The following is a 25,000-nucleotide window of genomic DNA, read 5'->3' as shown; positions in this document are numbered from 1 at the left end:
GTCCGTGATACCAGGGGAAGTTGAGGTTCATGGGGTCCAAGCAACAGAAGTACGACGCCGAGTTCCGTGAAGGTGCTGTACGCATCGTGATCGAGACGGGCAAGCCGATCCCGGAGGTCGCCGAGGATCTCGGAGTGCATCCGGGGACGCTGCACAGCTGGGTTTCACGCTGGAGGAGGAACGGCTCGGCCTCCTCCGACCGGCCCGCGCCCGCCGCCTCGGGCGGCCGGCTGCGGGAGGGTGAACGCGCTGAGCTGGAGCGGCTGCGCCGGGAGATGAACGAGAAGAACAAGCGCATCCGCGAGCTGGAGATGGAACGTGACGTCTTCAAACAGTGCATGGCCTTGTGGGTGAAGTAGCTGCCGCGGACCCGGCCCGGCTGGCCGGGGTGATCAGCGACTGCAAGGCCGAGAAGAACATTCCGCACACCACGTCCTGCCGGGTGCTGGGCGTGAGCGAGTCGTGGTTCTACAAGTGGAAGGACAGGCCTGTCACCGCCCGCGAAGTGCGGCGCGGACAGCTGGCCGAGGCCGTCCGGCGCGTCTTCGACGCCTCGGGCGGCACCTACGGCTCCCCGAAGGTGTGGATCACGCTCGTCAGGCAGGGATGGCGCGTCTCGGTGAACACCGTCGCGAAGACCATGGCCGAGCTGGGCCTGGCCGGACGGAAGGTACGCTGGCGTCGCGGGCTCACCCGCCCCGGTAGGCGGGCCGCGGCGCCGGACTTCGTGCGCCGCGACTTCAGCGCGGATGCCCCGGACCAAGTCTGGTGCGGCGACATGACCGAGATCGTCACGGGTGAGGGCAAGCTCTACCTGGCCACGGTGATCGACCTGTTCTCACGCCGCCTGCTCGGTTACGCGATGGGCGCTCGCCACGATGCCGAACTCGTCGTGGCCTCACTGCACATGGCCGCAGCCACCCGCGGAGGCGACGTGAAAGGCGTGATCTTTCACAGCGACAGGGGCAGCGAGTACGTCTCCCGCCGGTTCAAGCGGGTCTGCCGCCGTCTCGGCGTGACCCAGTCCATGGGACGCGTCGGCTCATGTTTCGACAACGCCGTCAGCGAGGCATTCAACAGCGTCCTCAAGGTCGAATACATCTACCGGCACACCTTCGACACCCGTACCGAGGCCCGGCTGAAGATCGCCACGTGGATCACCGGCTTCTACAACACCCGCCGACTACACAGCGTATGCGAGTACCACAGCCCGATCGACTACGAACATATGCATCGGACCGGCTCCGCCCTGGAGCTGGCCGCCTAGAAACTCTCCACACAACGAGGGGATTGACAGAGTCCAGCACGCCTTCTCCGCCACCGCGCTCAACGTGGTCCGGCTCGACGCCTGGTGGACCACCAACCCACTACACAAACCCCGCACCAGCAGACTCGAGCGCCTCAACTGCCGACTCGCCAGCTGACGAGTTCAGCAACGGAGTCATCTCCACCTGCAAAGCCCGCTCCAGCACCGCCTTCATCATCTGCTGCAGCAGCCCGCCGGCCCCGTCAATACCGACCCCGGCCGCCTCCGCATCAGCCAGGAGCCGGTCGATCGCCGCCGGCGATAAAGCCCCCGCCAGCCGCCTCGACGCCTCCTCACGCGGCTCTGCGGACTCGGCGTGCGGGCTGGACTCGTTCATCAGGTCACTCACTGTGCGTCACATTCCAGGTGTCACCCGGGGCCCGACCAGCACCCAGCAAGATCACCTCTTACACAGAGGAGTAAACAGCCTCTCCTACGCGCCGCCCACCGTCAGGTGATGCCGTCAGTCGAGCACCGCTCCTCGAAATACCTCAACAACCGGGCAGAGAATTCGCATCTCCCCACGCGAGAGCGCGAGCGGCGCATGAAGGGCTTCCGCCGTGTCGGCACCGCCCAACGGTTCCTGGCCTCCTCCTCCCGGATCTCACCGCACTTCCGCCCCTGCCGCCACCTGATGACCGCCCCCGCCTACCGCACTGAGATGACCAACCGCTTCACCCTCTGGCACCAGATCACTGGCACCACCCTCATGGCCGCGACCGCCTGAACCAGACACCGCCCGCACCACCGGCACACCCCAACCCGCCTACCACATAAGCAACTTGACAAGCCCCTCCGTCTTGCTTGCCGGACCCGCACCATCTGGTGGTACTGGCACGTCCCGGCTTTGTCGGGGCCGCTTGCCACCCTCCCCGGCACCTCCCGGTTCGGGCTGCCCCCAGCTTCACCACCCTGCTGCGACAGGACGGCGGCGAAGGTCTCTCACCTCCACACGATCAACCAGCGCCTCACGGCGCACGTGCCAGATGTGCCACCGGTCCGCGACCTGCACCGCGTCGGGGGCGCCGTCGGCGAGGCCCTGGCGGTAGACCAGCGAGCCGTCCCTGCAAACCACCTCGACACCGGGGTGCGTGCGCAGCCAGGCGGCCAACTGCTCGGCGTCGCGCCCGGCTCACAGCTCGATAGGCAACCGGGTGTCGGCATCCACCAGCAGGGTTCCATAGACGTCCGCGTAGAGCGCGAAGTCGTCCACGCCCAGTACCCGCGGCGCTGCTGCCGACGGAAGCGGCAAGCGCATCAAGTGGAATAGCACGCTGGTCCGCGACAGCGGCACCTTCAGGATCTGCAGCAGCCGGGCACCACCACGGCCGGCAAGGAGCCCCCCCCGTTATGTTTTCCGCGGTCCTGCAAGAGGGCCGCTGGCCTCCGGGCCCGGCATGACTGTTCCCCCCTGTCGAAGGGATGACCTGGGGGGTGGTGCCACCGGGCCCGAGAGGTGTCCGCGTACACCCTCATCTCCATAGCGGCGTACACCCTCACGTCCAGAGCTCTCGGCGCGTCGTAGAGACGTTCGAGGCAAGGGGCGATCACCCTTCGGTTCGTCAGCGGCCGAGCAGACGAGTCCGAAGGGTGACCGCTTCTTATGATCCTGGATCCGGAGGAATGGATGGACTTACGTAGGTTCCGTGCCCTGCATCAGGCGGGCGTGAGTATCAGCGCGATAGCCCGGGAGACCGGGCATGACTGGCGGACGGTGAAGAAGTACCTGGCCGCCGAGGGGGCGGTGGTGCCGGCGGCGCCGTCGCGCAAGGGCACCCAGCCCCGCAAGATAGCGAAGCTGGCGCCGGTGGTGGATGCTTGGCTGCGGGTCGACATCAAGTTGAAGGCCGCGGTGATCCACGAGCGGCTGGTCGATCAATACGGCTTCGAGGGGCACTACCAGCGGGTGAAGATGTATGTCGCCGAGGCCAGGCCCCGTATCCGGGTCGAACTCGGTCTGGACGAAGGCCAGTTGTTCGGACTGCACCGCCGGTTCGAGGTCGTGCCCGGGGGCCAGGCCCAGGTCGACTGGGGTGATGAGGGCGGCATCCTCGCGCATGCCGGCATCGCCAAGGTGTACTCGTTTCACATGGTCCTGTCCTATGCGCGGGACCCGTTTTGCTGCTTCACCACGTCGCAGGACCTGGCGACGTTCTTCGACTGCCACCGCCGCGCGTTCGAGCACTTCGGCGGTACTCCGGCCACGGTGGTCTACGACCGGACGAAGACCGTGGTCAAGCGGCATGTTGGGCCGGGCAAGGCGGTGCCGTTGCATCCCGAGGCGGTCGCGTTCGCCTCGTCCTACGGCTTCGACATCGACGTCCTGGCGGCCTATCGGCCCCAGGGGAAGGGACGCGTCGAAAGGCAGGTCGACATTGTCCGTGATCACGTCCTGGCGGGCCGGTCCTTCGGCTCCGTCGCGGAGATGGACGCGGCGTTCATGGCCTGGGCGCCGATCCGACGTCGGCAGGTCCACCGCACCCACAGTGAGGTGATCGGTGAGCGGGCCGTGAAGGACCGGGCCGCTCTGATCCCGCTGCCCGGGCATCCCTACCGGGTGGTCGAGCGGCACCTGCGCAGGGCCGGCAAGGACTGCCTGGTCTCCTTCGAGGGCAGCCTCTACTCGGTGCCCGCCCGCCGTATCCGTCCTGGTCAGCAGGTTGAAGTCCGGGTCGCGCAGGCCGAGATCGCCATCCACCACCTCGATGAGGCCGCGGGCAGCGACAGCCTGCTCGCGCTCCATCAGCGGGCGGACGTGCGGGGCAGCTGGGTGGTCGATGAGGCCCACTGGGATGGCCTCGCGGACGGCCACACCCGCAGCGTCACCACCGCCGACGAGCCCGACCAGCAAGACCGCCCGGACGTCACTAGGTCTGAATCCGGCTCCCTGGACGCCCTGCTGGCCCGCACCGCGGTCGCCCGCATCCCCGTCTCCCGCCGCCCGCTGGCCGACTACGACCTCGCCGCCGGCCTGACGATGCCCGGAGTGAACTGATGAGTGACCTGATCACCGCACGGATCCGCAAGCACGCCGACAAGCTGAACCTGCCCCACCTCGCGGCCAGTCTCGAGCAGCTGGCCGCCCGCGCCGACCTCGACAAGATGGGCTACCTCGACTTCCTCGATCTCGTCCTGGAAGAAGAGACCGGCGTCCGCGACGGACGGCGCTTTCGCACCGCCCTGCGTCTGTCGAAGCTGCCGCACCACAAGACCCTGGATGACTTCGACTTCGCCTTCCAGCCCGACCTCGACGTCCGCAAGGTCAAGGACCTCGCTGCCCTCTCCTTCGTCGAGGCCAAGGCCAACGCGGCCTTCATGGGTCCGCCCGGAGTAGGCAAGACACACCTCGCGGTGGGACTCGCGATAGCGGCCTGCAAGGCCGGCTTCTCCGTCTACTTCACCTCGCTGGACGACATGGTCCGCCAGCTCAAGGAAGCAGAGGCCCAGGGGCGTCTCGCGGCCAAGATGCGTACCTACCTCAAGCCCCACGTCCTGGTGGTCGATGAGGTCGGCTATCTGCCCCTGGACCGGGCCGAGGCGAACCTCGTGTTCCAGCTGGTCTCGAAAAGGTATGAGACCGGCTCGATCTTGCTGACCTCGAACAAATCGTTCAGCGAGTGGGGCCAGGTGTTCGGCGACGAGGTCTTGGCCACCGCCATCCTCGACCGGCTCCTCCACCACTGTGAGGTCATTTCGATCAACGGCCCGAGCTTCAGGCTCAAGAACCGATTCACCACTATCGAAGGAGATGACACCGTGGCATGATCCCGATGCCGACCTCTGGACGTGAGGTCGTACGCGCTTCTGTAGTTGAGGTCGTACGCGGACACCCCGGGCACCTGCTCGCGGAAGGTGTGGCGGCAGCCTCGCGTGGGGCACACCAGACGCCGCACCCGCACACGGACCACCACCCGTCGCCCGTCGACCGGAACGTCGGCCACCGTCCGCCAGTGATAGCCGTGCACCCGTCCCGACGAGGCCCCGCACACCGGGCAGACCGCGGTGTCCAGCGGCGTCCGGGCCCGCACCACGATCCGCTCACCCTCGCCGACCACATCCTCCATGACCAGCGGGGACAGACCCGAAAACACCGTCTGCACAAGCTCGTTGACACCCATCACATGAAGGTCAACGACTTTCACAACTCTCCGTCACCACCGAATGTGAGACAGGACCGTTAAGTTGACACACCCCACGCTCGACCTCGCCCACGAGACCCGCCGCTTCCTCGACCGCCGCCAACACCAGCCGCACATCATCCACCGCTACTTCCACGCCCCCATGTCCGCTACGCGATCACGTAGGCCGGCTCGGTGCCTGCCTGAGAGCGCGCGCACCGACAGGCCAGCCACCGGATGTGTTGTCATCCGCATGGGAACCCGAAGGTCAAAGAGCTGATCCAGCTCTCCGCTGGAAATGGTGCACCTGACACTCACGCTCCGTCACCACCAATTGTGAGACAGGGCCGCTCGCTTGATGGACCCCAGCCTGTCGTGAAACGGGCGAGGGGTGGGCGAGTTGGGGCATAAGGTACGGCCTCCTACGGCCCACCGGAGCCTGACGGCGAGTCAGGGGGGCCTGGCACAGATGCCTGAGCCGTGACTCACGCTGGGCGTTCCTGCGGCCCCAATCGTCTCCTCGTGGGCGGACTCGGGGTGGGATGTTGCGGTTCACAAAGGCACAACCGTGTATCGAGTGTTCGCACCTTGCGGGTTTCGGGTGTTGTTCGTCGGGCCTCTGTCGGGCTGAACTATCTATGCATCTCGCGCCCACGCCGACGTGGCAGCGAGCGGCGATCCCCGCCTTGCTGCTGTGGCCGGATGCGGTCCTGTCTCGAGCGTCTTCTGTAGGCGAAGGATGGTGAGGGGTATGGCACTTGCCGCAGCGATCTGTGGTGTTGGTACGTGTCTGCCGCCGAACGTCGTCAGCAACGATGACTTGGCGGGCTACCTGGACACGTCTGATGATTGGATCCGCTCGCGTACCGGCATCGAGCGGCGCCGGAAGGTGCACTCGGGAACCAGCACCGGCGATCTTGCTGTTTCCGCTGGGCGGGCTGCGCTGAAGTCGGCCGGGCGAACTGCTGACTTTGTGCTGCTGGCCACGACTACTCCCGATCGCCCGTGCCCGGGTACGGCTCCCGAGGTGGCTCACCGGTTGGGGCTTGGGAATGTGCCGGCGTTGGATGTGTCGGCGGTTTGCTCCGGGTTTGTGTACGGCCTGGCGATGGCTTGTGCCATGGTGATGACTGGCGTGTGCGCCCAGCCGTTGGTGATTGGCGCCGAGGTGTACACGTCGATCATTGATCCGGCGGACCGGGATACCGCAGTGATCTTCGGTGATGGGGCAGGTGCGGCTCTGCTCCGCGGGGCAAGTAGCAGGGAACCTGGGGCGATCCGGGCTGTCGATCTGGGCAGCGACGGTTCGGGCAGCGACTTGATTGCCATCGCTGCGGGTGGGTCCCGCCTTCCGGGGCACGGTCGTGAACTTCCGAGGGATCAGCAGTACTTCCGGATGCAGGGGCGGACGGTGTACCGGCATGCGGTGCAGCGTATGACCGAATCCTCCCAGGTCGTACTGGAGCGGGCTGGCTGGCCTTCGCACTCGGTGCGGGCCTTTATCGGCCACCAGGCCAACCAGCGCATTCTCGACGCCGTGGGCAACCGGCTCGGTATCAAGTCGCAGTATCGGTTCGGGAACATCGCCCATGTCGGCAACACCGCCGCAGCCTCCATCCCTCTGGCTCTGGCCGACACCTTGGCACGCGGGGTCGTCCGGCCTGGTAAACGTACCCTTCTCACGGCCTTCGGCGGCGGCCTGACGTGGGGCTCCATCGCTCTTAACTGGCCAGAGGTCCTGCCGCTGCACCTTCCCCCAGAGATCCCCGGCCCCCTCCAGGGAATCCCTGTCCCTCTCAGCGGGACGGAGTCTCAGGACCAGACAGTCCAGCCCTGGCGAATGCCGACGAGCATCACGGTCTCGTAGAGCACAATCTTCGAAACTGAGCGCTTTCCTGCGCGACCACCAACAAGGTCTCCCGGAAACGGCCGACCTTCCCTCGCGCCCGGCTGATGCTCAGCTCGCCGGGTCAGAGCCCGAAGACGAGGTCCCCTCTCATGATCCCTATCGGCGCAGGGCCGCGTGGCCCTCAGCACGTTGGTGTGACCGGAATTGGGGCCTATGTGCCCCCGAAGGTACGCACGTATCAGGACACGGCAGTTGCCGTCGGAATGCCAGAGCAATGGGTACTGGAACGCACTGGGATCAGGCAACGGCACGTTGCCGACGACGAGCAGGCCACCTCTGACCTGGCGGCTGCGGCTGTGCGGGCCGCTTTGAAGTCAGCGGACCTGAGTGCGGAGCAACTCGGTCTCATCATTGTGGGGACCACGACGCCCGACGAGATTTGCCCATCCACGGCCTGCCGTGTGCAGGCTTTGGTGGGTGCCCGGCATGCGGTGGCTCTGGATGTCTCGGCTGCGTGCTCCAGCTGGCTGTTCGGCATCAAGGTGGCGCAGCAGTGGCTGGCAACCAACGACGACGTGGAACATGCGGTCGTTGTGGGAAGCGAGGTCTATTCGCGCTTCCTCGACTTCTCTGACCGGGCGACTGCCTCGCTGTTCGGTGACGGAGCGGCAGCCACCGTCCTGAGCCGGGTCCCCGCGGGGCATTTGCTCCGGCACCAGTCTCGGGGAGAAGACCCGGGCCATGCAGGGGGCTTTGGGCCCATCATCCTGGGATCTGATGGCACGCATGCCGAGCATGCCTGGATCCCTGCTGGCGGGAGTCGCAGGCCGGCCTCCGACACGACGCTGGCGGACCGCGACCATGCTGTACACATGGACGGACGTGCCGCGCGAGTGTTCGTCCATGAGGTATTCCCTCAGATGATCGACCAAGCGCTCTCCTCCTCCGGCGTCAAGCCGGAGGACATCAAGGTGGTTGCGTCCCACCAGCCGAATCCCGTCTTGCTGCGAAAGGCGTATGCGAGGACCGGCTTGTCCGAGGACCGACTGGTCGTGATCGGTGACCGGGTTGGAAATCTGGGAGCGGCCTCGCTTCCTTACGCCCTTGCCCAGGCGGCAGCAGAAGGACGGGTGCAACGCGGAGACACGATTCTCATCGTCGCCTTCGGCGCAGGTCTGACATGGGGGAGTACGACTCTGACCTGGAGCGGGGCCACTATCGGCGATCCGTCTCCCTTTACGCCGGCGACTCAAGCGGAACACGCCACCAGCGGCCAATGGTGATACCAGGCCCACTGCCGACCCGAGCGTGGTCTAACACCCCGTCCCACCTGTCGATCAAGGAGTAATCCGTGTCTGCATCCTATGACGCACTGAAGGACAAGCTCATCAAGTTCGAAGCCCCGGAAGACATGATCACCCCTGAAGCCACCCTCGACGAACTCGGCCTGGACTCGCTCGCCGTCGTGGAAATTTTCGTGGCCTTGCAAGAGGAGTTCGGCATCTCGCTCGATGAAAGCAAGGCCGTCCCAGCCCTCACCGTCAAGGAAACCCTGGCGATGTTCGAGGAGCAGCTCGCGGCACGAAGGGATGGTGCCAGGCAGTGACCGCCGCATTGGCACGGGTGTTCCTCTTCCCCGGCCAAGGCACCTTGGCCGGGACGCCTCTGAGCCACGCCATCGCACGAGCGGACGGACAGGCCGTCGCACGGGAGGTCTTCACCGAGGTCGACGACTACGCCAGCGAGTTCAAGATGTCCACCGCCGGCTGGTGGGAGCATCCCCCTCTCGAACCGGATCCTGTACTTCCAGAAGGCACTCCTCAGCTGGTCATGTTCGCTACGGCGGTGGCCCTCCATCGTGTGCTCGTCGCGCAGCAGACTCGACCGGACGCCCTCGCTGGATGCAGCTTCGGAGAGATTGTCGCTTGTGTGGCCGCTGGCGCCCTGTCAATGGCGGACGGGGTCCGCGCGGTGTGCGAACTGGTGCACGTCATGCGGGACTACGAAGGCACAGGCGGCATGCTGTTGCTGTACGCGGACGCCGCCACCACACAGTGCCTACTCAAGGAACTAGGCTTGTCACGTGTGGTGGTCTCGTGCCGAAACGGGCCGCGGCAGACACTGGTCAGCGGCCGATCAGACGAGCTCGATACAGTGGCGGCAGCAGCGGGTGTGCTCGGTGTAAGAGTCAGCCAATTGCCCATGGTGCGGTGCTTGTCCCACCATCCCGAAGCGTCCGCGATGGCGGATTGCTACCGGCAAAGGTTGGGACCCCTCGCCCAGCTGCCTTTTCGGACACCGGTCTTCAGCCCTTGCGCAGGCCGTTTTTACTGTGACCAAGACGATCTGCGCAGTTGCATCGCTGACAACCTGTGTCGGCCGGTCAACTTCACTGACGCCCTGTATGAACTCGAGGAGATGGGTGCAAGTTGCTTCGTGGAGTGCGGGCCCCCAGGAGGTCTTGCCCAGGCTGCCGTCGACACGCTGACCGGGGCCTGTGTGCACAGTCCCTTGCGGGCACCTGGTCGGCAGCAAGTGACGAGCACCATCCCTGACGGAGCAGAAAGGACTTGTCGCCTATGAAAGCGCTGGTATTTCTCGATACCCACAAGGTGGGTCTGGTAGACAAGCCCATCCCCGAGTGTGGGCCGGGAGACGTGGTGGTGCGCACGACGATGTCCAGCATCTGTACCAGCGACATACACACTGTCTCCGGCGGCATTGCCATCCCGTCGGGACGCACGCTGGGGCACGAGAGCGTAGGCGTGGTGCACCAAGTAGGCCCTGATGTCACTGGGTTCAACGAGGGCGACCGGGTTATGGTGGGTGCTCTCACGCCCTGCGGGCACTGCGACTCCTGCCAGCGTGGCCACGGCACCCAGTGTGGCGGAGCGCTTGGTGGTTTCAAGTGGACCACCCAGCGCGAGGGTAACCTGTCCGAATACTTCCTCGTCAATGACGCCGCCTACAACCTCACGCACATTCCCGATGACGTCACCGACGAGCAAGCCGTTTACGCAACAGACGTGCTGAGCACGGGGATAGCTGCGGCGGAACGCGCCAACATCCCCGTAGGCGGGACAGTAGCGATCATCGCACAGGGGCCGGTCGGCCTGTGCGCCACCATTGGTGCACGCCTGCTCGGAGCTGGCTATATCATCACCACCGCAACGCAGGACGATCGGAAGAAGCTCTCCTTCAAATTCGGTGCCAACGAGGTGCTCAACCCGCACACATGCGACGTGGTAGAGAGTGTCCGGGCTCGAGTCGGACCGGAAGGCGTCGACTCCGCCATCGAGGCGCTGGGCACCCATGAGACGTTCGAGCAATGCGTGCGGCTCATCAAACCCGGTGGCACGGTGGTCAATGCCGGTTATCACGGTTGGAAGTCCCAAGCACCCCTGCCGATCCCCATCGTTTCTTTTGGCATGGGCATGAACGCCAAGACCATCCGTGGGCTTTTGGCGCCGGGAGGGCGCGAGCACCTGACCCGGATGCTGCGGTTGCTGGAGAACCGTCAGCCGGACGTCGACGTTACGCAGCTGACGACCCACCGGTTCGACTTCACAAAGGTCGAGGACGCGTTCGACATGATGCGCAAGAAGCGAGACCACATCGTCAAGCCGATGATCAGCTACGAGGGAGGCGAACGGTGAAGCAACGTGGTGCAGGGCTGCTCGGGTGCGGCTATCAACTGCCCAAACGGGTGCGGTGCAACAATGATCCTGTCTTCGAGTGCCTGGACATCTCACGCAACGCCCAGGGCATCTATCAGTCCCTCCTCTTTCGCGACTTGGACCGTCGTTACTGTCTCGGCCCTGACGAGTCCATTACCAGCCTGGTCACCGAGTCCTGTATGCGCAGTCTCGACTCGGCCGGCGTGGAGGCGGACCAGGTGGATCGGCTCTACGGCCACGTAAGTGTCCCTGAGTACCACGCACCCAACGCCCTCTACCAAGTCCACCACGACTTGGGCCTCGACAGGAAAGCGATGGTCGTACCGATCAATTCCGAACAGGTCAACTTCCTGTCGGGGATCGTGCATGCCGCTGAGGCCGTCCGGTCGGGTGGAGCCCAGTACTGCCTGGTGGCGTGCGGGAGTAACTGGAGCCAGCACATTGACTACAGTCAGGGGCACTCCACCTGCATCGGCGACGGAGCTGGGGCGACACTCATCGGCCCCTCCGATCGCTTCATCGTGATCGGCCATGCCAGCATGACCAACACGTCATACTACCGTGCCGCCACCATGGGCATACGGCCGTTGACGGTCCACGGCCGTCGGCAAGTACCGGTCGACAACACCGGGATGCCCGTCGCAACCCTTGAGCTCACCCAGACCGGCGTAGAGGTGGTGTCCTCATGGATCAAGGACGGCATCCCCGAACTCGTCAACGAGCTGCTCGCCCGGCACGGCATCAGCGGAAACCAGATCACCCTGATCACCTATCAGAGCGTACGCATACTCCTCGATCATTGGGCTGAGCGCATCTGCCCCAAGGAGTACGTGGATACACTCGCCCAATTCGGCCACATGATCTCGGCAACGTACCCGGTCAACCTCGCTTACGTCTTCGACAACATTTCCACGGACTACATTGTACTAGCCGGCGTCGGCCTGGGCATGCAGCTGGAATCCGTGCTGGTCCAAGTGTGACCATCCGTCACCGCCGCAAGGCCAGTAGGACTGGCTCGCGGTGACGACCTGCACACGCCTCGAAGAGCCAGCGAGGCATAAGCGGGATAGAGGTAACCTCCGCACGGCAAATCCACAACGTGATCGACACATCAAGTCGGCGACGGATGCGTAGAGGCATCTCCTGGCGCGAACGAGTCAAAACGGGTCAGCCGCAGCCATCGATACCGGCAACGCGCGATCGCGGGCACGGGCGCTGAGAGAAAGACGGATCGCCACCTGCTCTGCCCTGGCAGAGCCTGCTCACTGACGCTGGCCACGCGACATCCACCGGCTCATCTCACCTCAGTCACCCTGATCGTTCTTGGGAGGCATCGATTGAAGGACATCTTGGACGCGATCCAGTCGCCCGACTCCACGTCGGCCGACTTCGCTGCTCTGCCGCTCCCCGAGTCGTACCGCGCGATCACCGTGCACAAGGACGAGACGGAGATGTTCGCGGGGCTTCAGACCCGCGACAAGGACCCCCGCAAGTCGATCCATCTGGACGACGTGCCGGTGCCGGAACTCGGACCGGGCGAGGCCCTGGTGGCCGTCATGGCCTCCTCGGTCAACTACAACTCGGTCTGGACCTCGATCTTCGAGCCCCTGTCGACCTTCGGGTTCCTGGAGCGCTACGGCAAGCTCAGCGAGCTCACCAAGCGCCACGACCTGCCGTACCACATCATCGGCTCCGACCTCGCGGGCGTCGTCCTGCGCACCGGCCCCGGCGTCAACGCCTGGAAGCCCGGTGACGAGGTCGTCGCGCACTGTCTGTCCGTCGAGATGGAGTCCTCGGACGGCCACAACGACACGATGCTCGACCCCGAGCAGCGCATCTGGGGCTTCGAGACCAACTTCGGCGGCCTCGCCGAGATCGCCCTGGTCAAGTCCAACCAGCTCATGCCCAAGCCGGGCCACCTGAGCTGGGAGGAGGCCGCCGCTCCGGGCCTGGTCAACTCCACCGCCTACCGCCAGCTGGTCTCCCGCAACGGCGCCGGCATGAAGCAGGGCGACAACGTCCTGATCTGGGGCGCGAGCGGTGGACTCGGCTCGTACGCCACGCAGTTCGCGCTGGCCGGTGGCGCCAACCCGATCTGTGTCGTCTCCAGCGACCAGAAGGCGGACATCTGCCGCTCGATGGGCGCCGAGGCGATCATCGACCGCAACGCCGAGGGCTACAAGTTCTGGAAGGACGAGCAGACCCAGGACCCGAAGGAGTGGAAGCGCTTCGGCAAGCGCATCCGCGAGCTCACCGGCGGCGACGACATCGACATCGTCTTCGAGCACCCCGGCCGCGAGACCTTCGGCGCCTCGGTCTTCGTCACCCGCAAGGGCGGCACCATCACCACCTGCGCCTCGACCTCGGGCTACATGCACGAGTACGACAACCGCTACCTGTGGATGTCGCTGAAGCGGATCATCGGCTCGCACTTCGCCAACTACCGCGAGGCCTGGGAGGCCAACCGGCTCATCGCGAAGGGCAAGATCCACCCGACGCTGTCGAAGGTCTACTCCCTGGAGGAGACCGGCCAGGCGGCCTACGACGTGCACCGCAACCTCCACCAGGGCAAGGTCGGCGTCCTGTGCCTGGCCCCCGAGGAAGGCCTCGGCGTGCGCGACGAGGAGATGCGCGCCAAGCACATCGACGCCATCAACCGCTTCCGACGCCCTCAAGAATGTCTGGGGACTCGTGCGCCTGGTGTAGTACCGTGATCATTCGGGCCCGAGAATGACATGTCGTTAGATGTGCACACCCCTAAGCGTTTCCGATGGCCCGTTCTCGTAGCGCATTGAGAGCACTAGGCAAGAGGAAGAGCTCGCCTATGAGGTCATCCCGCTGACTCTACCTGGGGGAGGTCTGAACCGTTCCGGGTTCGATCGAGACTCTAGGTCGTGACTGTGACCTGGGGTTTCGTGGCTTCTCGGTAGTAGTTGGTCTCGTATTCGACGGGCGGGACGTGCCCGATGTCACCGTGGAGTCGGCGGTGGCAGTACCAGTCGACCCACTCCGCAGTGGCCAGCTCAACCTGGGAGAGAGTCCTCCACGGATGGCCGGGCTTGATCAGCTCAGTCTTGAACAGGCCGATCGTGGACTCCATCAGCGCATTGTCGTAGGCGTCGCCGGTCGAGCCGATCGACGCGGCGATCCCTGCCTTGTCCAGATGCTCGGCCAGCGCGAACGATGTGTACTGCGACCCGGCATCCGAGTGATGTATCAACTCGCCCTCTGTGCGGGATTCCGTCCCGGTCGCGCTGCCACAGGGCCATGTCCAGGGCGTCCAGGACGAGCCGGGTTTCCTTGGTGACGGCGGCGGACCAGCCGACGATCCGGCGGGAGAAGGTGTCCACACGAACGCGATGTAGACGACCCCGGAGAAGGTCTTCACGTGGGTGAAGTCGGCAACCCAGCAGCGGTTCGGTGCCCTTGCGACAAAGTCGCGGTCCACCAGGTCCGGGGCTCGCTCCGCGTTCGGGTCCGGGATCGTGGTGATCACGCGCTTGCCGCGGACCGCGCCGGCGATCCCCAGCTCGCGCATCAGCCGCTCAACGGTGCACCGGGCCACCGCATGCCCCTGCCGGTTCAGCTCTCGCCAGATCTTCCGGGCCCCGTAGACACGGAAGTTGGTGTCGTAGACCTTGCGGATCAGCTCCTTGAGTTCGGCGTCCCGCAGCTGCCGGGCCGACGGGGCGGCCTGGCGCTTCTTGAACGCGTAGTAGGTGGACGGGGCGATCTTGCAGTCGTGCTCGGTCAGCACGCGGCAGATCGGCTCGACACCGCGGAAGCGGTCCCGGTACTCGTCGATAAAACTCACGAGCGCGTGTGTGGCCGGTCGAGCTCGGCCGCGAAGAAACTCGCCGCGGCCTTCAAGATCTCGTTCGCCCGCCTCAGCTCAGCGATCTCCTTCTTCATCGCCTTGATCTGCGCGGATTCCTCCGTTGTCTTCCCTGGCCGAGCCCCGTTGTCGATCTGGTCCTGACGGACCCACTTGCGCAGCGTCTCGGTCGTCCCGATGCCCAGCTTCGCCGCGACCGCCTTCATCGCGGCCCACTCTGTGTCGTACTCCGGACATACCTCGGCGACCATACGGACCGCTCGTTTACGCAGCTCAACGGGGTAGGGAGAAGGACGTGCCATGACTCGATCCTCTCAAATGATCGAGTCCCTACCGAACCCGGAACGGTTCAGTCGGGATGTCGGATGATGAGCCTCACCTGCGCCAGAAGTGCCACGACTTGGGGGTGGCGCTGATAGGGCAGCAGTTGCTGCCCGAGACGTTGCAGGTGACTCGCGGCGCGACTTGAGTTAAGGGTGGGATAAGCAGTGACAAACACATGCCAGTGATTGAGAGCTTCGTCGAGATGCCCCACGCGCAGGTGTGTCTCTGCGAGATGGGCACGAGTCAGCGCGGCCGCGCGGTGTTCATCCGTGGTCCGCAGACGCAGCGAGATAGTGAGTGCCCGAATGGCGCCCGCAGCGTCGCCGAGGGCGTTCAGAGCTCGGGCGCGCTGAAAGTGCAGCGCGCCTGCCGGGTAGGTGGTGAAGGGTCCAGGAGCGGCGTCAACGCGCGAGTGAAGGGATTGCGCACGGTCCAGGGCGGCAAGGGCGGCGTGACGGTCATGGTGCGCCTGCAGGACTGCAAGGTGAGCCTGTGTGTAGGCTTGAACAGCTGGCGACGCGGTGCGGGCACGAACAGCTGCATGTTCGGCAAGGTTGAGTACGGCCGGGCCGTAGTGGCCGAGATTGTAGGCGTGGGTGGCCATCGCACGCAGAACGATGGCGAGAGTAGCCTGATCTCCGGTATCAGCGGCGAGCCGGGCAGCTATCTGGTGGTAATGCTGGGCGGTGCGCTGATATCCGCTGTCGGCACACATGGTCGCGAGTAGAAGCGTCAACTGAGCGGCAGCGGATAACACATCGCGGTGCGTGGGTGAATACACGTGCGGAGGAAGAAGGGGCATGACATGGCGTGCGAGGTAGGCGGTGAGCGCGGCACGCACATGTTCCCCGCCGTATGCCTCGACAGCGCTGTGGAACAGGTTGCTCATCCCACGTAATCGGTCACCTTCGATCGATTGGGCAGGCGAGGCCTCGGCTGCCGGCGACATAGGCGAACCGAATGTGAACTCCCTGGGCAGCATCAAGGCGGCCACGCTGAAGTGCCGCGCATCAAACGGGGACGGACGGTCCGGGTCGAGTTCGGCATGAAGGAGCTGATTGAGTTTGTGCACTGGATCAGCTTCCCAGGACGGATTCACAACCGGCGCAGGTATGTCAGTCAGGCCCGCCTCTTGCGGGGTGATAGGTCTGCCCAATCGCCGCGACAGACATTCCAGAAGCAGCGCAGGGGCAGGCGGCCTGGGCCGCCTGCCCTCCAGCCAGCGCCGCACCGTGGGGGCACTGTATTTCACGGATAAGCCTTGATTGATAGCTACCGCGCGAAGCGAACGGGCTAGTTGCGCCGGACTCCAGCCGGCCTCCTGTACCAGCACCTGCAGGCGGGTATTGGGGGTGCCTGGCACACACTCACCTCATCGTGGTCAAATCAATAGGATCACAGCCGCTTTATTAGCAAGCCGCTACGTTCTCGGACAGCCGCGCGACCGCAGATGCAGTGTGTGCCGTCGGCGTGAGGCCGTCTAGGGTTGTGCCCCCGGTTGCACGTGCCCATCGGCTGGAAATGAGCAGGAAAGGCAGCCCCAAGTGGCCGCATTCGCCCTCTGGTACGGTTGGCGTGAGAGCTGAGTCAGCGCAGCCGATCTGCAGCTTCGTCACTTGGCCGCAGCGTCCAGTGCTGTTTGAACGCGTCCCATGCTGCCGACACGTCGGCGGGATCAAGCTCGCTCCAGCCGCGCCACCAACTCAGCATCGGCCGGATCCCAACTGGGGGAGACAGATTCGGGTCCTGCCCGGTCCGGCCGGGCCAGTCGCATGTGGCGGGGCCAGGAGAGGTTCCCAAAGAGCGCCGTAAGATCACTGTTGATCTGGTTCAGCTTCTCCTGGGCGTAAAAAAAAGATCCTCTGGGCAGGGTTCTGAGCCGTGGGCGGCTCCATGCTTCTCCCGAGCCCACGGCACGTTTGTGGGAACCGAGTTCCCTGAAGGGTCGAGGAAGTTAACCATGCATCACCGTTACCCTCATCTCTGCGCGATGTTGCTCTGGCACCGGATCCTGACCCCAGATCGCTACCCCCTTACGAAGGCCTGACCCATGGCATGTCCGGTCTCTTTGTCAACCTGCGGTGGAAAATTCGGAAAAACGTGATATTTCCGGCCGCAGGGCGGGTGGGATCCTGCGATGTGCGGTTCGTTTTCATGACGTGTGGGGACCGCGAGGCTTATTCACGGGGTCACCAGCCGTTCTTGTAGAAGGCGAGGGCGGTGACGGTCTTGGCGACGAGGGGGAACCGGGTGAGAGGGCCGCGATAGCGAGTGGCGAGGACCTTCCAGTCCTTCAGATGTGCGATCGCTCGTTCGACGGCGGCGCGGAGCTTGCCGATGCTCTGGTTGAACACCTTGTCTTTGACGGGGCGTTCCTGACCGGGTGGCTTGCGGCGGGCGGTGAGCATGCCGGAGCCGGCATAGCCCAGATCCCCCATGCTCTCCCGGTCGGCGAAGGCTTTGGGAAAGTGGGACTGGCGCCAGGCGTACATGTCGTGCCGACTGCCGGGTACCGGCGCGGAGACGGCGAGCAGGTCCCCGCTGAGAGTGGCGGCGACCTGCAGGTTGAAGCCTGTGTCACGATGCTTGCCGGAGAACATCGTGGTGCCCTCGCTCGCCCAGTCCCACGTGGTGACCAGGGTCCCGTCGGCCAGGACGATCCTGCCGTGTGAGGCGTCGGCGGGGTCGGGCACATGCTCGGCCAGGGCCGTCTCCACCACCGGGAGCAGCGTGGTCCACCGGCGCGAGACGGTGGCCTGGGAGATGTGGAACAGTTCCGCCGCCGCTTGCTGGACGGGGTTCTGCCGCAGCAGGAACAACACCAGGACCACGGACTTGTACAGGCCCAGCGCCCACATCGGTCCCGGCACCACGGGCGGATCGGGGTCCTCCACCAGCATCGTGTGGACCCGGACCACCAAGGCCTCCAGTTGATCCGCTTCCAGCCCTGTCGTAACGTTCCAGCTCAACGGCCCTACCCCGGTGGAAAACTGACGTCGTCGCAAACGCCAGGCTACCGAGCAGGGCCGTCTTGCTGATCAAGAAACCAAGCCCGTGAATAACCCTCACGGATTCCTCGTTTCCTCGCGTCGCGGACGTGGGCGAGGAAGGCTTTCGTGGGATCCGGCACTGTCGGCGCGGATGAGGATGTCGGTGCCGTGCCGGTGGGCGTCGGGGATCTGCGCGAGCGCCTGGTCGAGCACCGAGATGTGATCGGCGGCAGTGTTGGCTCCGGCGTTTCCGGGCCGCAGCCGTCCCGACACGGCCTCGCCGGTGTTCGCGAGGAAACACAGCAGCGGATGGAAGCCGAAGCCGCCCTTGTAGGTCGGGGCGGTCTGTTCCTTTTCCGAGTGGCAGGCGACCAGCGTGGCGTCGAGGTCCAGAACCAGGCCGGGAAGTTCTCGTCCGCCGGCCCGAGCAGCAGGTATGCCCTCGCCGGTCTCGGCGGCCTGCATCCAGGCGACTTCCCGGGCTGAAGCGCGGGCCGCTTGCAGCCAAGCAAGTGCAGCCTCGTCGGTGTCGGCGAGCAACCGCCAAGCGGTGGGTGTGGAGGCGACCGGGCCGAACACCCCTGCCTGGTCCCGCAGCACGGCCAGATCCGCGATCGCCTCACCGCCGTCGGCGAGCATCATCGCCAGGTCGGTGGCTACCCGTCCCGGGTCATGCCCGGTCCCGCGCGGCCGAAGCGGCCTGAGAGCGGCGGAGTACGCGGCGGTCAGCCCTGTGGCGTCAGCAAGATCCGCCAGCAACCGTGCCCCGGCATGCCCGACCACCCCCGAACCATCGGCACTGACATGGACCTTGGGACGCAATCCGATAGCCTGCGCGTAGAAAGTGCCCTCCGCCTGGACCGACAGAACCCCTCAGCAAGGTTCATCGTCCCAGGTCAGGAAGGCACTTTCACGTTTCCGCCCCAGAGCCAGCCGTACCCAAGCGAAACGGCGAGGCTAGGGCGGCCTGGCGCGCCGAGAGTCGACCGCCTACGAAGCCTTGGCATTCCTGGGTGTCGCTCCTGGGCAGCGGGTGGGTTGACAGGCTGCATCAGAGCGCGAGTCGGTCTCACCTCCGCCGAGTCGACGGCCGAGCAGGGTCGGGGCGGAATGGCTAAGGCCCAGCGTCATAGCGTGAGCGAGTTCCCCTTCGACTTATCGGCTGGGCGAGTTACCAGCAATTCTTGCGTGGCACCCACATTCTCCAGCAACCAAGTGTCAGCGCTCTCCTAGCGAACCCCCTACTTGGACTGAGGAAGCCGACCAGCTCAGGCTGGAGTACTAAGACGGAATGCTGTCCGATGACTCGCGCTACGGGTGTCGATCATGTTCAGTTCGGTCATTCAGTCTTCGATGGCTCTCAACTCGCGGTATCGGTCGGTCGAACGGAACATAGGGCTATGCAAGATCCCAACGATGTCGCTGAGGCATTATCCGGTTGGTACTCTGCGCTTGGTCGCAACCAACAACAGGTGGAAGGAGGTGAGCGTTCTCTGGACGAAGCTGATGATGACGAGACTGAACCACTGTTGACCTGATCGCGGTCAATTCCCAATATAGCCAAGTAGCGAGGAGTCCTGCCATTAGCCTGCTGGGCTTCACGCTGCGCCTGTGCGCAGGGCTGAGAGGATTCCCGAGCTATCGGTCTATTGGTGTGACGGAGGAGCTTGCAGGCCGCTGGGGGCCCTATGGTCGGCGACGGTTCGGCTCCGACTCCGCCCGCCCGTGCGGGATGGTGGCTGTGCCACGCCGTCTTAAGTTCAGCAGATATGAGCAGGGAGTGAGGGAGCGAGCCTGCACTATCGCGCCGTGATCCCTTGAGAACTCTGGCGGCGTGCCGTGCCCTGCTTTGGGGGGAGTTGTAGCCCGTCGCGTGTTCTGGCCGTCGACAGGCGCCTGGCTCCACCACCGACCGCACAGCGCCATGCGAGGGTGACCGCCGCTTCGTAGGAAGTAGCGGTCTTCTCGTATCTGGTGGCGATCCCGCGGAAGCCCTTGAGCCGGTTGAAGCAGCGCTCGATCGTGTTGCGTCGCTGAACCGTTCCGGGTTCGATCGAGACTCTAGGTCGTGACTGTGACCTGGGGTTTCGTGGCTTCTCGGTAGTAGTTGGTCTCGTATTCGACGGGCGGGACGTGCCCGATGTCACCGTGGAGTCGGCGGTGGCAGTACCAGTCGACCCACTCCGCAGTGGCCAGCTCAACCTGGGAGAGAGTCCTCCACGGATGGCCGGGCTTGATCAGCTCAGTCTTGAACAGGCCGATCGTGGACTCCATCAGCGCATTGTCGTAGGCGTCGCCGGTCGAGCCGATCGACGCGGCGATCCCTGCCTTGTCCAGATGCTCGGCCAGCGCGAACGATGTGTACTGCGACCCGGCATCCGAGTGATGTATCAACTCGCCCTCTGTGCGGGATTCCGTCCCGGTCGCGCTGCCACAGGGCCATGTCCAGGGCGTCCAGGACGAGCCGGGTTTCCTTGGTGACGGCGGCGGACCAGCCGACGATCCGGCGGGAGAAGGTGTCCACACGAACGCGATGTAGACGACCCCGGAGAAGGTCTTCACGTGGGTGAAGTCGGCAACCCAGCAGCGGTTCGGTGCCCTTGCGACAAAGTCGCGGTCCACCAGGTCCGGGGCTCGCTCCGCGTTCGGGTCCGGGATCGTGGTGATCACGCGCTTGCCGCGGACCGCGCCGGCGATCCCCAGCTCGCGCATCAGCCGCTCAACGGTGCACCGGGCCACCCCGGTGAGCTCCAGGACGTGGGAGACGTAGCGGTGACGGCGGCCGCCGATCTGCGTCTCGTCCGTCATGCCGACATACACGATGAAGTCCAGGCCGTTGGCGGTCTGCCGGTAGGCGAGCTGCTCGGACAGATTGCCCTGGGCCAGCGCGTAAAGCTCGGCGATCGGGCCTTCCACCCGAAGGGTGGACACCTGTTTGTTTGTTATGCGGCGAGTGTCAGGGTAGCTGACATCTGTTCGTAGGCGACGGGGCTGAGCTGTCCGTTCGCCGAGTGGCGGCGCCAGGTGTTGTACCGCGTCAGCCAGCGGAAGACGGTACGCCGGCAGGCGCCGGCCCCGTCGAAGCGCCGTGCTCCCTTGAGGATCTCCCGTTTCAGAGACGCGTGGAAGGACTCGCAGGCGGCGTTGTCCGCACTCGTCCCGACGGCACCCATGGACTGGGTGACTCCCAACTCCCGGCAGAGGCCGGCGAATTCACGGGATCCGTACTGCGCCCCGTGATCGCTGTGGAAGATGGCGCCGTCGAGGCTGCCACGGGTGGCGGCCATCTTCAGCGCGTCGGCAACGAGGTCGGTGCGCATGTGATCGGCGATCGACCAGCCCGCCACCCGGCGTGAGAAGCAGTCCAGGACCGTAGCGAGATAGAGGTGCTCGCCGTCTCCGACGGGGAGATACGTTATGTCGCCCATGTACTTCAGGTTCGGCGCGGCAGCGGTGAAGTCCCTCTTGAACAGGTCCGGCACCGGCGTCTGCGACGGCTCGGGGATGGTGGTGCGTATGCGCTTGCGCAGGTGGAAGCCGGTGATGCGGAACTTGCGCATGACGCGGGCGACCCTCTTCTCGTTGATGTGCATGCCGTGGGTGTCGCGGAGCTCGGCGGTGATGCGTGGGGCGCCGTAGGCGCCGTCCGAGTCCGTGTGCACGGCCCGGATCCTGTCGGCCAGGACCTGGTCGTCCCGCTCGCGATGGGCACGGGCCTCACGCGAAGAGCGCCACTTGTAGTAGCTGGAGCGGACGACGTCCAGCACGTGGCAGAGCCGCTTGACCTCGAAGGTCTCGCGATGGTCCTCGAAGGTACTGGAAGCGGCTCGTCACCAGCTCATCTCGGAGGCGAAAAACTTCGTGGCCTTGCGCAGGATGTCGCGCTCCTGGGCGAGCGTCGCATTCTCCTTGCGCACCGTCTTCAGCTCCGTGCGCAGGGCCGCTAACTCGGCCTCCAGCTCTTCCTTCGTGGCCTTGCTCACCGGGGTGTCCTTCATGTTCTTCGTGGGGCTGTCGGCGCGGGCGCGGTCGGCGCGGATCCAGTTCCGCAGCGTCTCCGGGTTGATCCCCAGATCGCGGGCGGCCTGCACGATCGTGAGGTCGGGGTCCGAGTGGTACAGCGCGACGGCGTCGGCCTTGAACTCGGGCGAATAAACCTTCATCACCATAAGTGGTCCCTCCTGCCAGCCCCTCACCGGGGCCGATCGAAGGTGTCCACCACTGCGGGGGAAGTGCCATCCGGTCGAAGATGATGTCCGGGCGACGCGCGTGGATCGTGCACAGGTTGCCGCCCGACCCGTTCGTCAACGCCTGCATCATGGCGACGACTTCGGGCCCGCGGACCTCACCGACCACGATCCGCTCCAGCGACATCCGCAACGCGGGATGCATCAGGTCCAGGAGCGTGACCTCACCTGCACCTCGTCCGGTGACGTCCTTTTCCCCGTTGGACTCGCGGCCCACCAGGGAGACCGCCTGCCGGTGGTAGTCGTTGGCGTGGCAGAAAAGTTCGTCCTGGGTCTGGATGGTGGCGAATCGGCATTCCGGGTCGAACTCCTTCAGCATCGCCCGCAGCAGCGTCGTCTTCCCCGCTTTCTGCTTCCCAGCGATCATGATGTTCTTCTCGGCGCGTACGCACGCGCCGAGAAACTCCCGCAGGATCGGATCGATCGTGCCCAGCCGCACCAGATCGTCCAGGCCGGCATGCGAGATGCGGTGCCGGCGGATGACCGCATACGTCATGGGTCCCAGACCGGTGATCGCCTGAAGGCGGGAGCCGGACCCTCCCCCTGAGTGGTGGACACCTTCGATCAGCCCCGGTGAGGGGCTGGCAGGAGGATCACTTATGGTGATGAAGGTCTATTCGCCCGAGTTCAAGGCCGACGCGGTCGCGCTGTACCACTCGGACCCCGACCTTACGATCGTGCAGGCCGCCCGCGATCTGGGGATCAACCCGGAGACGCTGCGGAACTGGATCCGCGCCGACCGCGCCCGCGCCGACAGCCCCACGAAGAACACGAAGGACACACCGGTGAGCAAGGCCACGAAGGAAGAACTGGAGGCCGAGTTAGCGGCCCTGCGCAAGGAGAACGCCGCCTTGCGGAAGGACAACGCGACCCTGGCCACGGAGCGGGACATCTTGCGTAAGGCGACGAAGTTTTTCGCCGCGGAGATGAGCTGGTGAGTCGCTGCCAGTTCATCGAGGACCACCGCAAGACCTTCAAGGTCACGCGACTGTGCCAGGTGCTCGAAGTGGCCCGCTCCACCTACTACAAGTGGCGCGAGGCCCGCGCTGCCCGGGCCGAGCGCGAGCAGGCCGATGAGGTGCTGGCCGGCAAGATCCGCACCATCCACACCGACTCCGGCGGCACTTACGGCGCCCCGCGCATCACCGCCGAGCTGCGGGATACACACGGCATGGAGATCAATGAGAAGAGGGTCGCCCGCGTGATGCGCAAGTTCCGTATCGCCGGCTTCCGCCTGCGCAAGAAGGTACGTACGACTGTCCCCGAGCCGTCGGCCACGCCCGTTGCGGACCTGTTCCGACGCAACTTCTCGGCGCCCGCGCCAAACCAGAAGTACATGGGCGACATCACGTATCTGCCTGTCGGCGATGGCGAGCATCTGTATCTGGCGACCGTCATCGACTGTTTCTCCCGCCGCGTGGCGGGCTGGTCGATCGCCGACCACATGCGCACCGAGCTCGTCGCCGACGCACTCAGGATGGCCGCCGCCACCCGCGGCAGCCTCGAAGGCGCGGTCTTCCACAGCGATCACGGGGCGCAATACGGGTCGCGCCAATTCGCTGATCTCTGCGCTGAGCTGGGCGTGACCCAGTCCATGGGCGCGGTCGGAACGAGCGCGGACAACGCCGCCTGCGAGTCCTTCCACGCGTCCCTCAAACGGGAGATCCTCCAGGGCGCCCGGCGCTTCCACGGGGCCGAGGCCTGCCGGCGCACCGTGTTCCGCTGGCTGACGCGGTACAACACCTGGCGCCGCCACTCGGCGAACGGACAGCTCAGCCCCGTCGCCTACGAACAGCTGTCAGCTACCCTGACACTCGCCGCATAACGAAACGAACAGGTGTCCACCCCTCGGGGGGAAGGCCCGCCGTCCCGCAACGACAGGGCTAGCGTCGGTTGCGCGGTGGAGATCGTGCGCTCGCTGTGCCCGGAGCCCCGGGCCAACTCCCGCAGCAGCTCGAGCAGTTCCTCTTTCGACTCCGCGACCGGCCCGACCCTGCGGCGCTCGCCGTCCCCGTAGTCAAGCCACACCTCGTGCGGGCCCTGGATGATGATGTCCTCGACCCGCTCATCGTCCAGGTACGGCTGCAACCGGCCGGCCCGGTAGAGCAAGTCGTACAGCAACTGGGGACGTTCAAACGTACCGGCCCGGCCCGAAGGGAGAGGACGCCGACAGCTGCCACCAATCGAGTTCGAACAGATCATCAATCAGAAGCGCGCTGAGGCCCATTCACGGACTCAAGCCGCATAGACAAAGACTCCACGATCGCAGGGGATTGCCACAGGGGGGCTACCGAATCGGTGTCCACCTCTATAAACTGGGCGTTTCCTGAAGTTCCGCGTCCGTCCAGTCGCGGGCCACGACTATATGGGAGCCGGTGGGGTCAGATATCGGGCCGGTTTACATCGGCTCGTTGGCTTCAAGCAGCCCGAGAAAGCTTGCCGACTGGTCCTCAGCCCTCGGACAGGGTGATGGCACTCACAGGGCAGGCCCGGGCTGCCTCCCGCACCATCGCGTCGCCGCTGCCGTCCTCGCGGCCCGGGAGCAGTGTGCTGAAGCCGTCGTCGTTCTGAGTGAAGACGCCGGGGGCGGCCAGGGCGCACTGGCCAGCGCCGATACAGACGTCCTTGTCGATGTCGATGCGCATGGCCTGCAG

The 25,000-nt window shown here is 65.2% G+C and carries 17 protein-coding genes and 11 pseudogenes; 13 read left to right on the top strand and 15 right to left on the bottom strand.

The window, feature by feature from the left end; translation table 11 throughout:
• The first annotated feature begins 29 nt into the window (after positions 1-29).
• Together ABIE67_RS01865 and ABIE67_RS01860 are read left to right on the top strand one after the other, a co-directional pair.
• The gene (locus ABIE67_RS01865) at positions 30-359 is read left to right on the top strand and encodes a transposase (protein WP_370252162.1); all 330 of its coding nucleotides are present in this window, start codon (positions 30-32) and stop codon (positions 357-359) included.
• Positions 347-1,267 (top strand): IS3 family transposase, encoded by a 921-nt coding sequence (locus ABIE67_RS01860; RefSeq protein ID WP_370252164.1) that lies wholly within the window; start codon positions 347-349, stop codon positions 1,265-1,267. The genes ABIE67_RS01865 and ABIE67_RS01860 overlap by 13 nt, the downstream gene beginning before the upstream one ends.
• 139 nt (positions 1,268-1,406) lie before the next feature.
• Here ABIE67_RS01860 and ABIE67_RS01855 read toward each other — a convergent pair.
• Positions 1,407-1,583: pseudogene (locus ABIE67_RS01855) on the bottom strand (IS256 family transposase); the annotation flags it as partial.
• Between the two features lie 162 nt (positions 1,584-1,745).
• Here ABIE67_RS01855 and ABIE67_RS01850 point away from each other — a divergent pair.
• A pseudogene (locus tag ABIE67_RS01850) lies at positions 1,746-2,033 on the top strand (DDE-type integrase/transposase/recombinase); the annotation flags it as partial.
• A gap of 177 nt (positions 2,034-2,210) precedes the next feature.
• Here the strand turns inward: ABIE67_RS01850 and ABIE67_RS01845 are convergent.
• Together ABIE67_RS01845 and ABIE67_RS01840 are read right to left on the bottom strand one after the other, a co-directional pair.
• Positions 2,211-2,423 (bottom strand): annotated as a pseudogene (locus ABIE67_RS01845) (transposase); the annotation flags it as partial.
• Between the two features lie 15 nt (positions 2,424-2,438).
• On the bottom strand, positions 2,439-2,564 hold the full coding sequence (locus ABIE67_RS01840) for a hypothetical protein (RefSeq protein WP_370252293.1): 126 nt from the start codon (positions 2,562-2,564) through the stop codon (positions 2,439-2,441).
• A gap of 369 nt (positions 2,565-2,933) precedes the next feature.
• On the opposite strand from ABIE67_RS01840, the gene istA reads away from it, so the two are divergent.
• Positions 2,934-4,301 carry an IS21 family transposase gene (gene istA / locus ABIE67_RS01835; RefSeq protein WP_370252136.1) on the top strand — a complete coding sequence of 456 codons (1,368 nt, stop codon included), beginning with the start codon at positions 2,934-2,936 and terminating at the stop codon, positions 4,299-4,301.
• Positions 4,301-5,071, top strand: a complete 771-nt coding sequence (gene istB / locus ABIE67_RS01830; protein ID WP_370252131.1) for an IS21-like element helper ATPase IstB — start codon at positions 4,301-4,303, stop codon at positions 5,069-5,071. The genes istA and istB overlap by 1 nt, the downstream gene beginning before the upstream one ends.
• Before the next feature lie 62 nt (positions 5,072-5,133).
• Here istB and ABIE67_RS01825 read toward each other — a convergent pair.
• Positions 5,134-5,424, bottom strand: a pseudogene (locus ABIE67_RS01825) (transposase family protein); the annotation flags it as partial.
• Positions 5,425-6,175: 751 nt separating this feature from the next.
• On the opposite strand from ABIE67_RS01825, the gene ABIE67_RS01820 reads away from it, so the two are divergent.
• The 7 genes from ABIE67_RS01820 to ccrA all read left to right on the top strand — a co-directional run bounded on the left by ABIE67_RS01820 (position 6,176) and on the right by ccrA (position 13,664).
• On the top strand, positions 6,176-7,291 hold the full coding sequence (locus tag ABIE67_RS01820; RefSeq protein ID WP_370252289.1) for a beta-ketoacyl-ACP synthase III: 1,116 nt from the start codon (positions 6,176-6,178) through the stop codon (positions 7,289-7,291).
• Positions 7,292-7,467: 176 nt separating this feature from the next.
• Positions 7,468-8,556 carry a 3-oxoacyl-ACP synthase III family protein gene (locus tag ABIE67_RS01815; RefSeq protein ID WP_370252286.1) on the top strand — a complete coding sequence of 363 codons (1,089 nt, stop codon included), beginning with the start codon at positions 7,468-7,470 and terminating at the stop codon, positions 8,554-8,556.
• A 68-nt stretch (positions 8,557-8,624) separates the two neighbouring features.
• Positions 8,625-8,879: an acyl carrier protein gene (locus ABIE67_RS01810; RefSeq protein ID WP_370252281.1), complete on the top strand. Its 255-nt coding sequence runs from the start codon at positions 8,625-8,627 to the stop codon at positions 8,877-8,879.
• 146 nt (positions 8,880-9,025) lie between these two features.
• Positions 9,026-9,856: an ACP S-malonyltransferase gene (locus tag ABIE67_RS01805; RefSeq protein WP_370268070.1), complete on the top strand. Its 831-nt coding sequence runs from the start codon at positions 9,026-9,028 to the stop codon at positions 9,854-9,856.
• Positions 9,853-10,929 carry an alcohol dehydrogenase catalytic domain-containing protein gene (locus ABIE67_RS01800; protein ID WP_370252279.1) on the top strand — a complete coding sequence of 359 codons (1,077 nt, stop codon included), beginning with the start codon at positions 9,853-9,855 and terminating at the stop codon, positions 10,927-10,929. Before ABIE67_RS01805 ends, ABIE67_RS01800 begins: the two co-directional genes overlap by 4 nt.
• A complete protein-coding gene (locus tag ABIE67_RS01795; RefSeq protein WP_370252277.1) occupies positions 10,926-11,930 on the top strand; it encodes a hypothetical protein in 1,005 nt (334 codons plus the stop codon). The genes ABIE67_RS01800 and ABIE67_RS01795 overlap by 4 nt, the downstream gene beginning before the upstream one ends.
• A gap of 357 nt (positions 11,931-12,287) precedes the next feature.
• On the top strand, positions 12,288-13,664 hold the full coding sequence (gene ccrA, locus ABIE67_RS01790; RefSeq protein ID WP_370252275.1) for a crotonyl-CoA carboxylase/reductase: 1,377 nt from the start codon (positions 12,288-12,290) through the stop codon (positions 13,662-13,664).
• Positions 13,665-13,837: 173 nt separating this feature from the next.
• On the opposite strand, the pseudogene ABIE67_RS01785 reads toward ccrA, so the two are convergent.
• From ABIE67_RS01785 to ABIE67_RS01745, 9 genes and pseudogenes are all read right to left on the bottom strand, one after another.
• Positions 13,838-15,087 (bottom strand): annotated as a pseudogene (locus tag ABIE67_RS01785) (IS3 family transposase).
• Positions 15,088-15,134: 47 nt separating this feature from the next.
• Positions 15,135-16,472 (bottom strand): hypothetical protein, encoded by a 1,338-nt coding sequence (locus ABIE67_RS01780; protein WP_370252272.1) that lies wholly within the window; start codon positions 16,470-16,472, stop codon positions 15,135-15,137.
• Positions 16,473-17,298: 826 nt separating this feature from the next.
• Entirely contained in the window at positions 17,299-18,078 is a 780-nt protein-coding gene (locus ABIE67_RS01775) for a transposase family protein (RefSeq protein WP_370252270.1), read from the bottom strand.
• Positions 18,079-18,185: 107 nt separating this feature from the next.
• Positions 18,186-18,966: pseudogene (locus ABIE67_RS01770) on the bottom strand (transposase); the annotation flags it as partial.
• 1,061 nt (positions 18,967-20,027) lie between these two features.
• Positions 20,028-20,135, bottom strand: a pseudogene (locus ABIE67_RS01765) (IS5/IS1182 family transposase); the annotation flags it as partial.
• A 25-nt stretch (positions 20,136-20,160) separates the two neighbouring features.
• The gene (locus ABIE67_RS01760; RefSeq protein ID WP_370268066.1) at positions 20,161-20,811 is read right to left on the bottom strand and encodes an integrase core domain-containing protein; all 651 of its coding nucleotides are present in this window, start codon (positions 20,809-20,811) and stop codon (positions 20,161-20,163) included.
• Between the two features lie 24 nt (positions 20,812-20,835).
• Positions 20,836-21,003, bottom strand: a pseudogene (locus ABIE67_RS01755) (ATP/GTP-binding protein); the annotation flags it as partial.
• A gap of 38 nt (positions 21,004-21,041) precedes the next feature.
• A pseudogene (locus ABIE67_RS01750) lies at positions 21,042-22,268 on the bottom strand (IS3 family transposase).
• A 64-nt stretch (positions 22,269-22,332) separates the two neighbouring features.
• Positions 22,333-22,878, bottom strand: a pseudogene (locus ABIE67_RS01745) (ATPase, T2SS/T4P/T4SS family); the annotation flags it as partial.
• 67 nt (positions 22,879-22,945) lie between these two features.
• Here ABIE67_RS01745 and ABIE67_RS01740 point away from each other — a divergent pair.
• Positions 22,946-24,171 (top strand): IS3 family transposase gene (locus ABIE67_RS01740; protein ID WP_370252264.1). Its coding sequence is split into 2 segments (ribosomal slippage): positions 22,946-23,258 and positions 23,258-24,171, totalling 1,227 coding nucleotides; the frame shifts between segments, so codons are not numbered across the junction.
• A gap of 38 nt (positions 24,172-24,209) precedes the next feature.
• On the opposite strand, the pseudogene ABIE67_RS01735 reads toward ABIE67_RS01740, so the two are convergent.
• Both ABIE67_RS01735 and ABIE67_RS01730 read right to left on the bottom strand, forming a co-directional pair.
• Positions 24,210-24,464: pseudogene (locus ABIE67_RS01735) on the bottom strand (ATP/GTP-binding protein); the annotation flags it as partial.
• A gap of 332 nt (positions 24,465-24,796) precedes the next feature.
• Positions 24,797-24,991 carry a ferredoxin gene (locus ABIE67_RS01730; protein ID WP_370252259.1) on the bottom strand — a complete coding sequence of 65 codons (195 nt, stop codon included), beginning with the start codon at positions 24,989-24,991 and terminating at the stop codon, positions 24,797-24,799.
• Positions 24,992-25,000: the final 9 nt, after the last annotated feature.

This window comes from Streptomyces sp. V4I8, assembly GCF_041261225.1.
Classification (GTDB): domain Bacteria; phylum Actinomycetota; class Actinomycetes; order Streptomycetales; family Streptomycetaceae; genus Streptomyces.
Note: the sequence above shows the minus strand (reverse complement) of the source record. Positions and strands in the feature narration are given on the sequence as shown.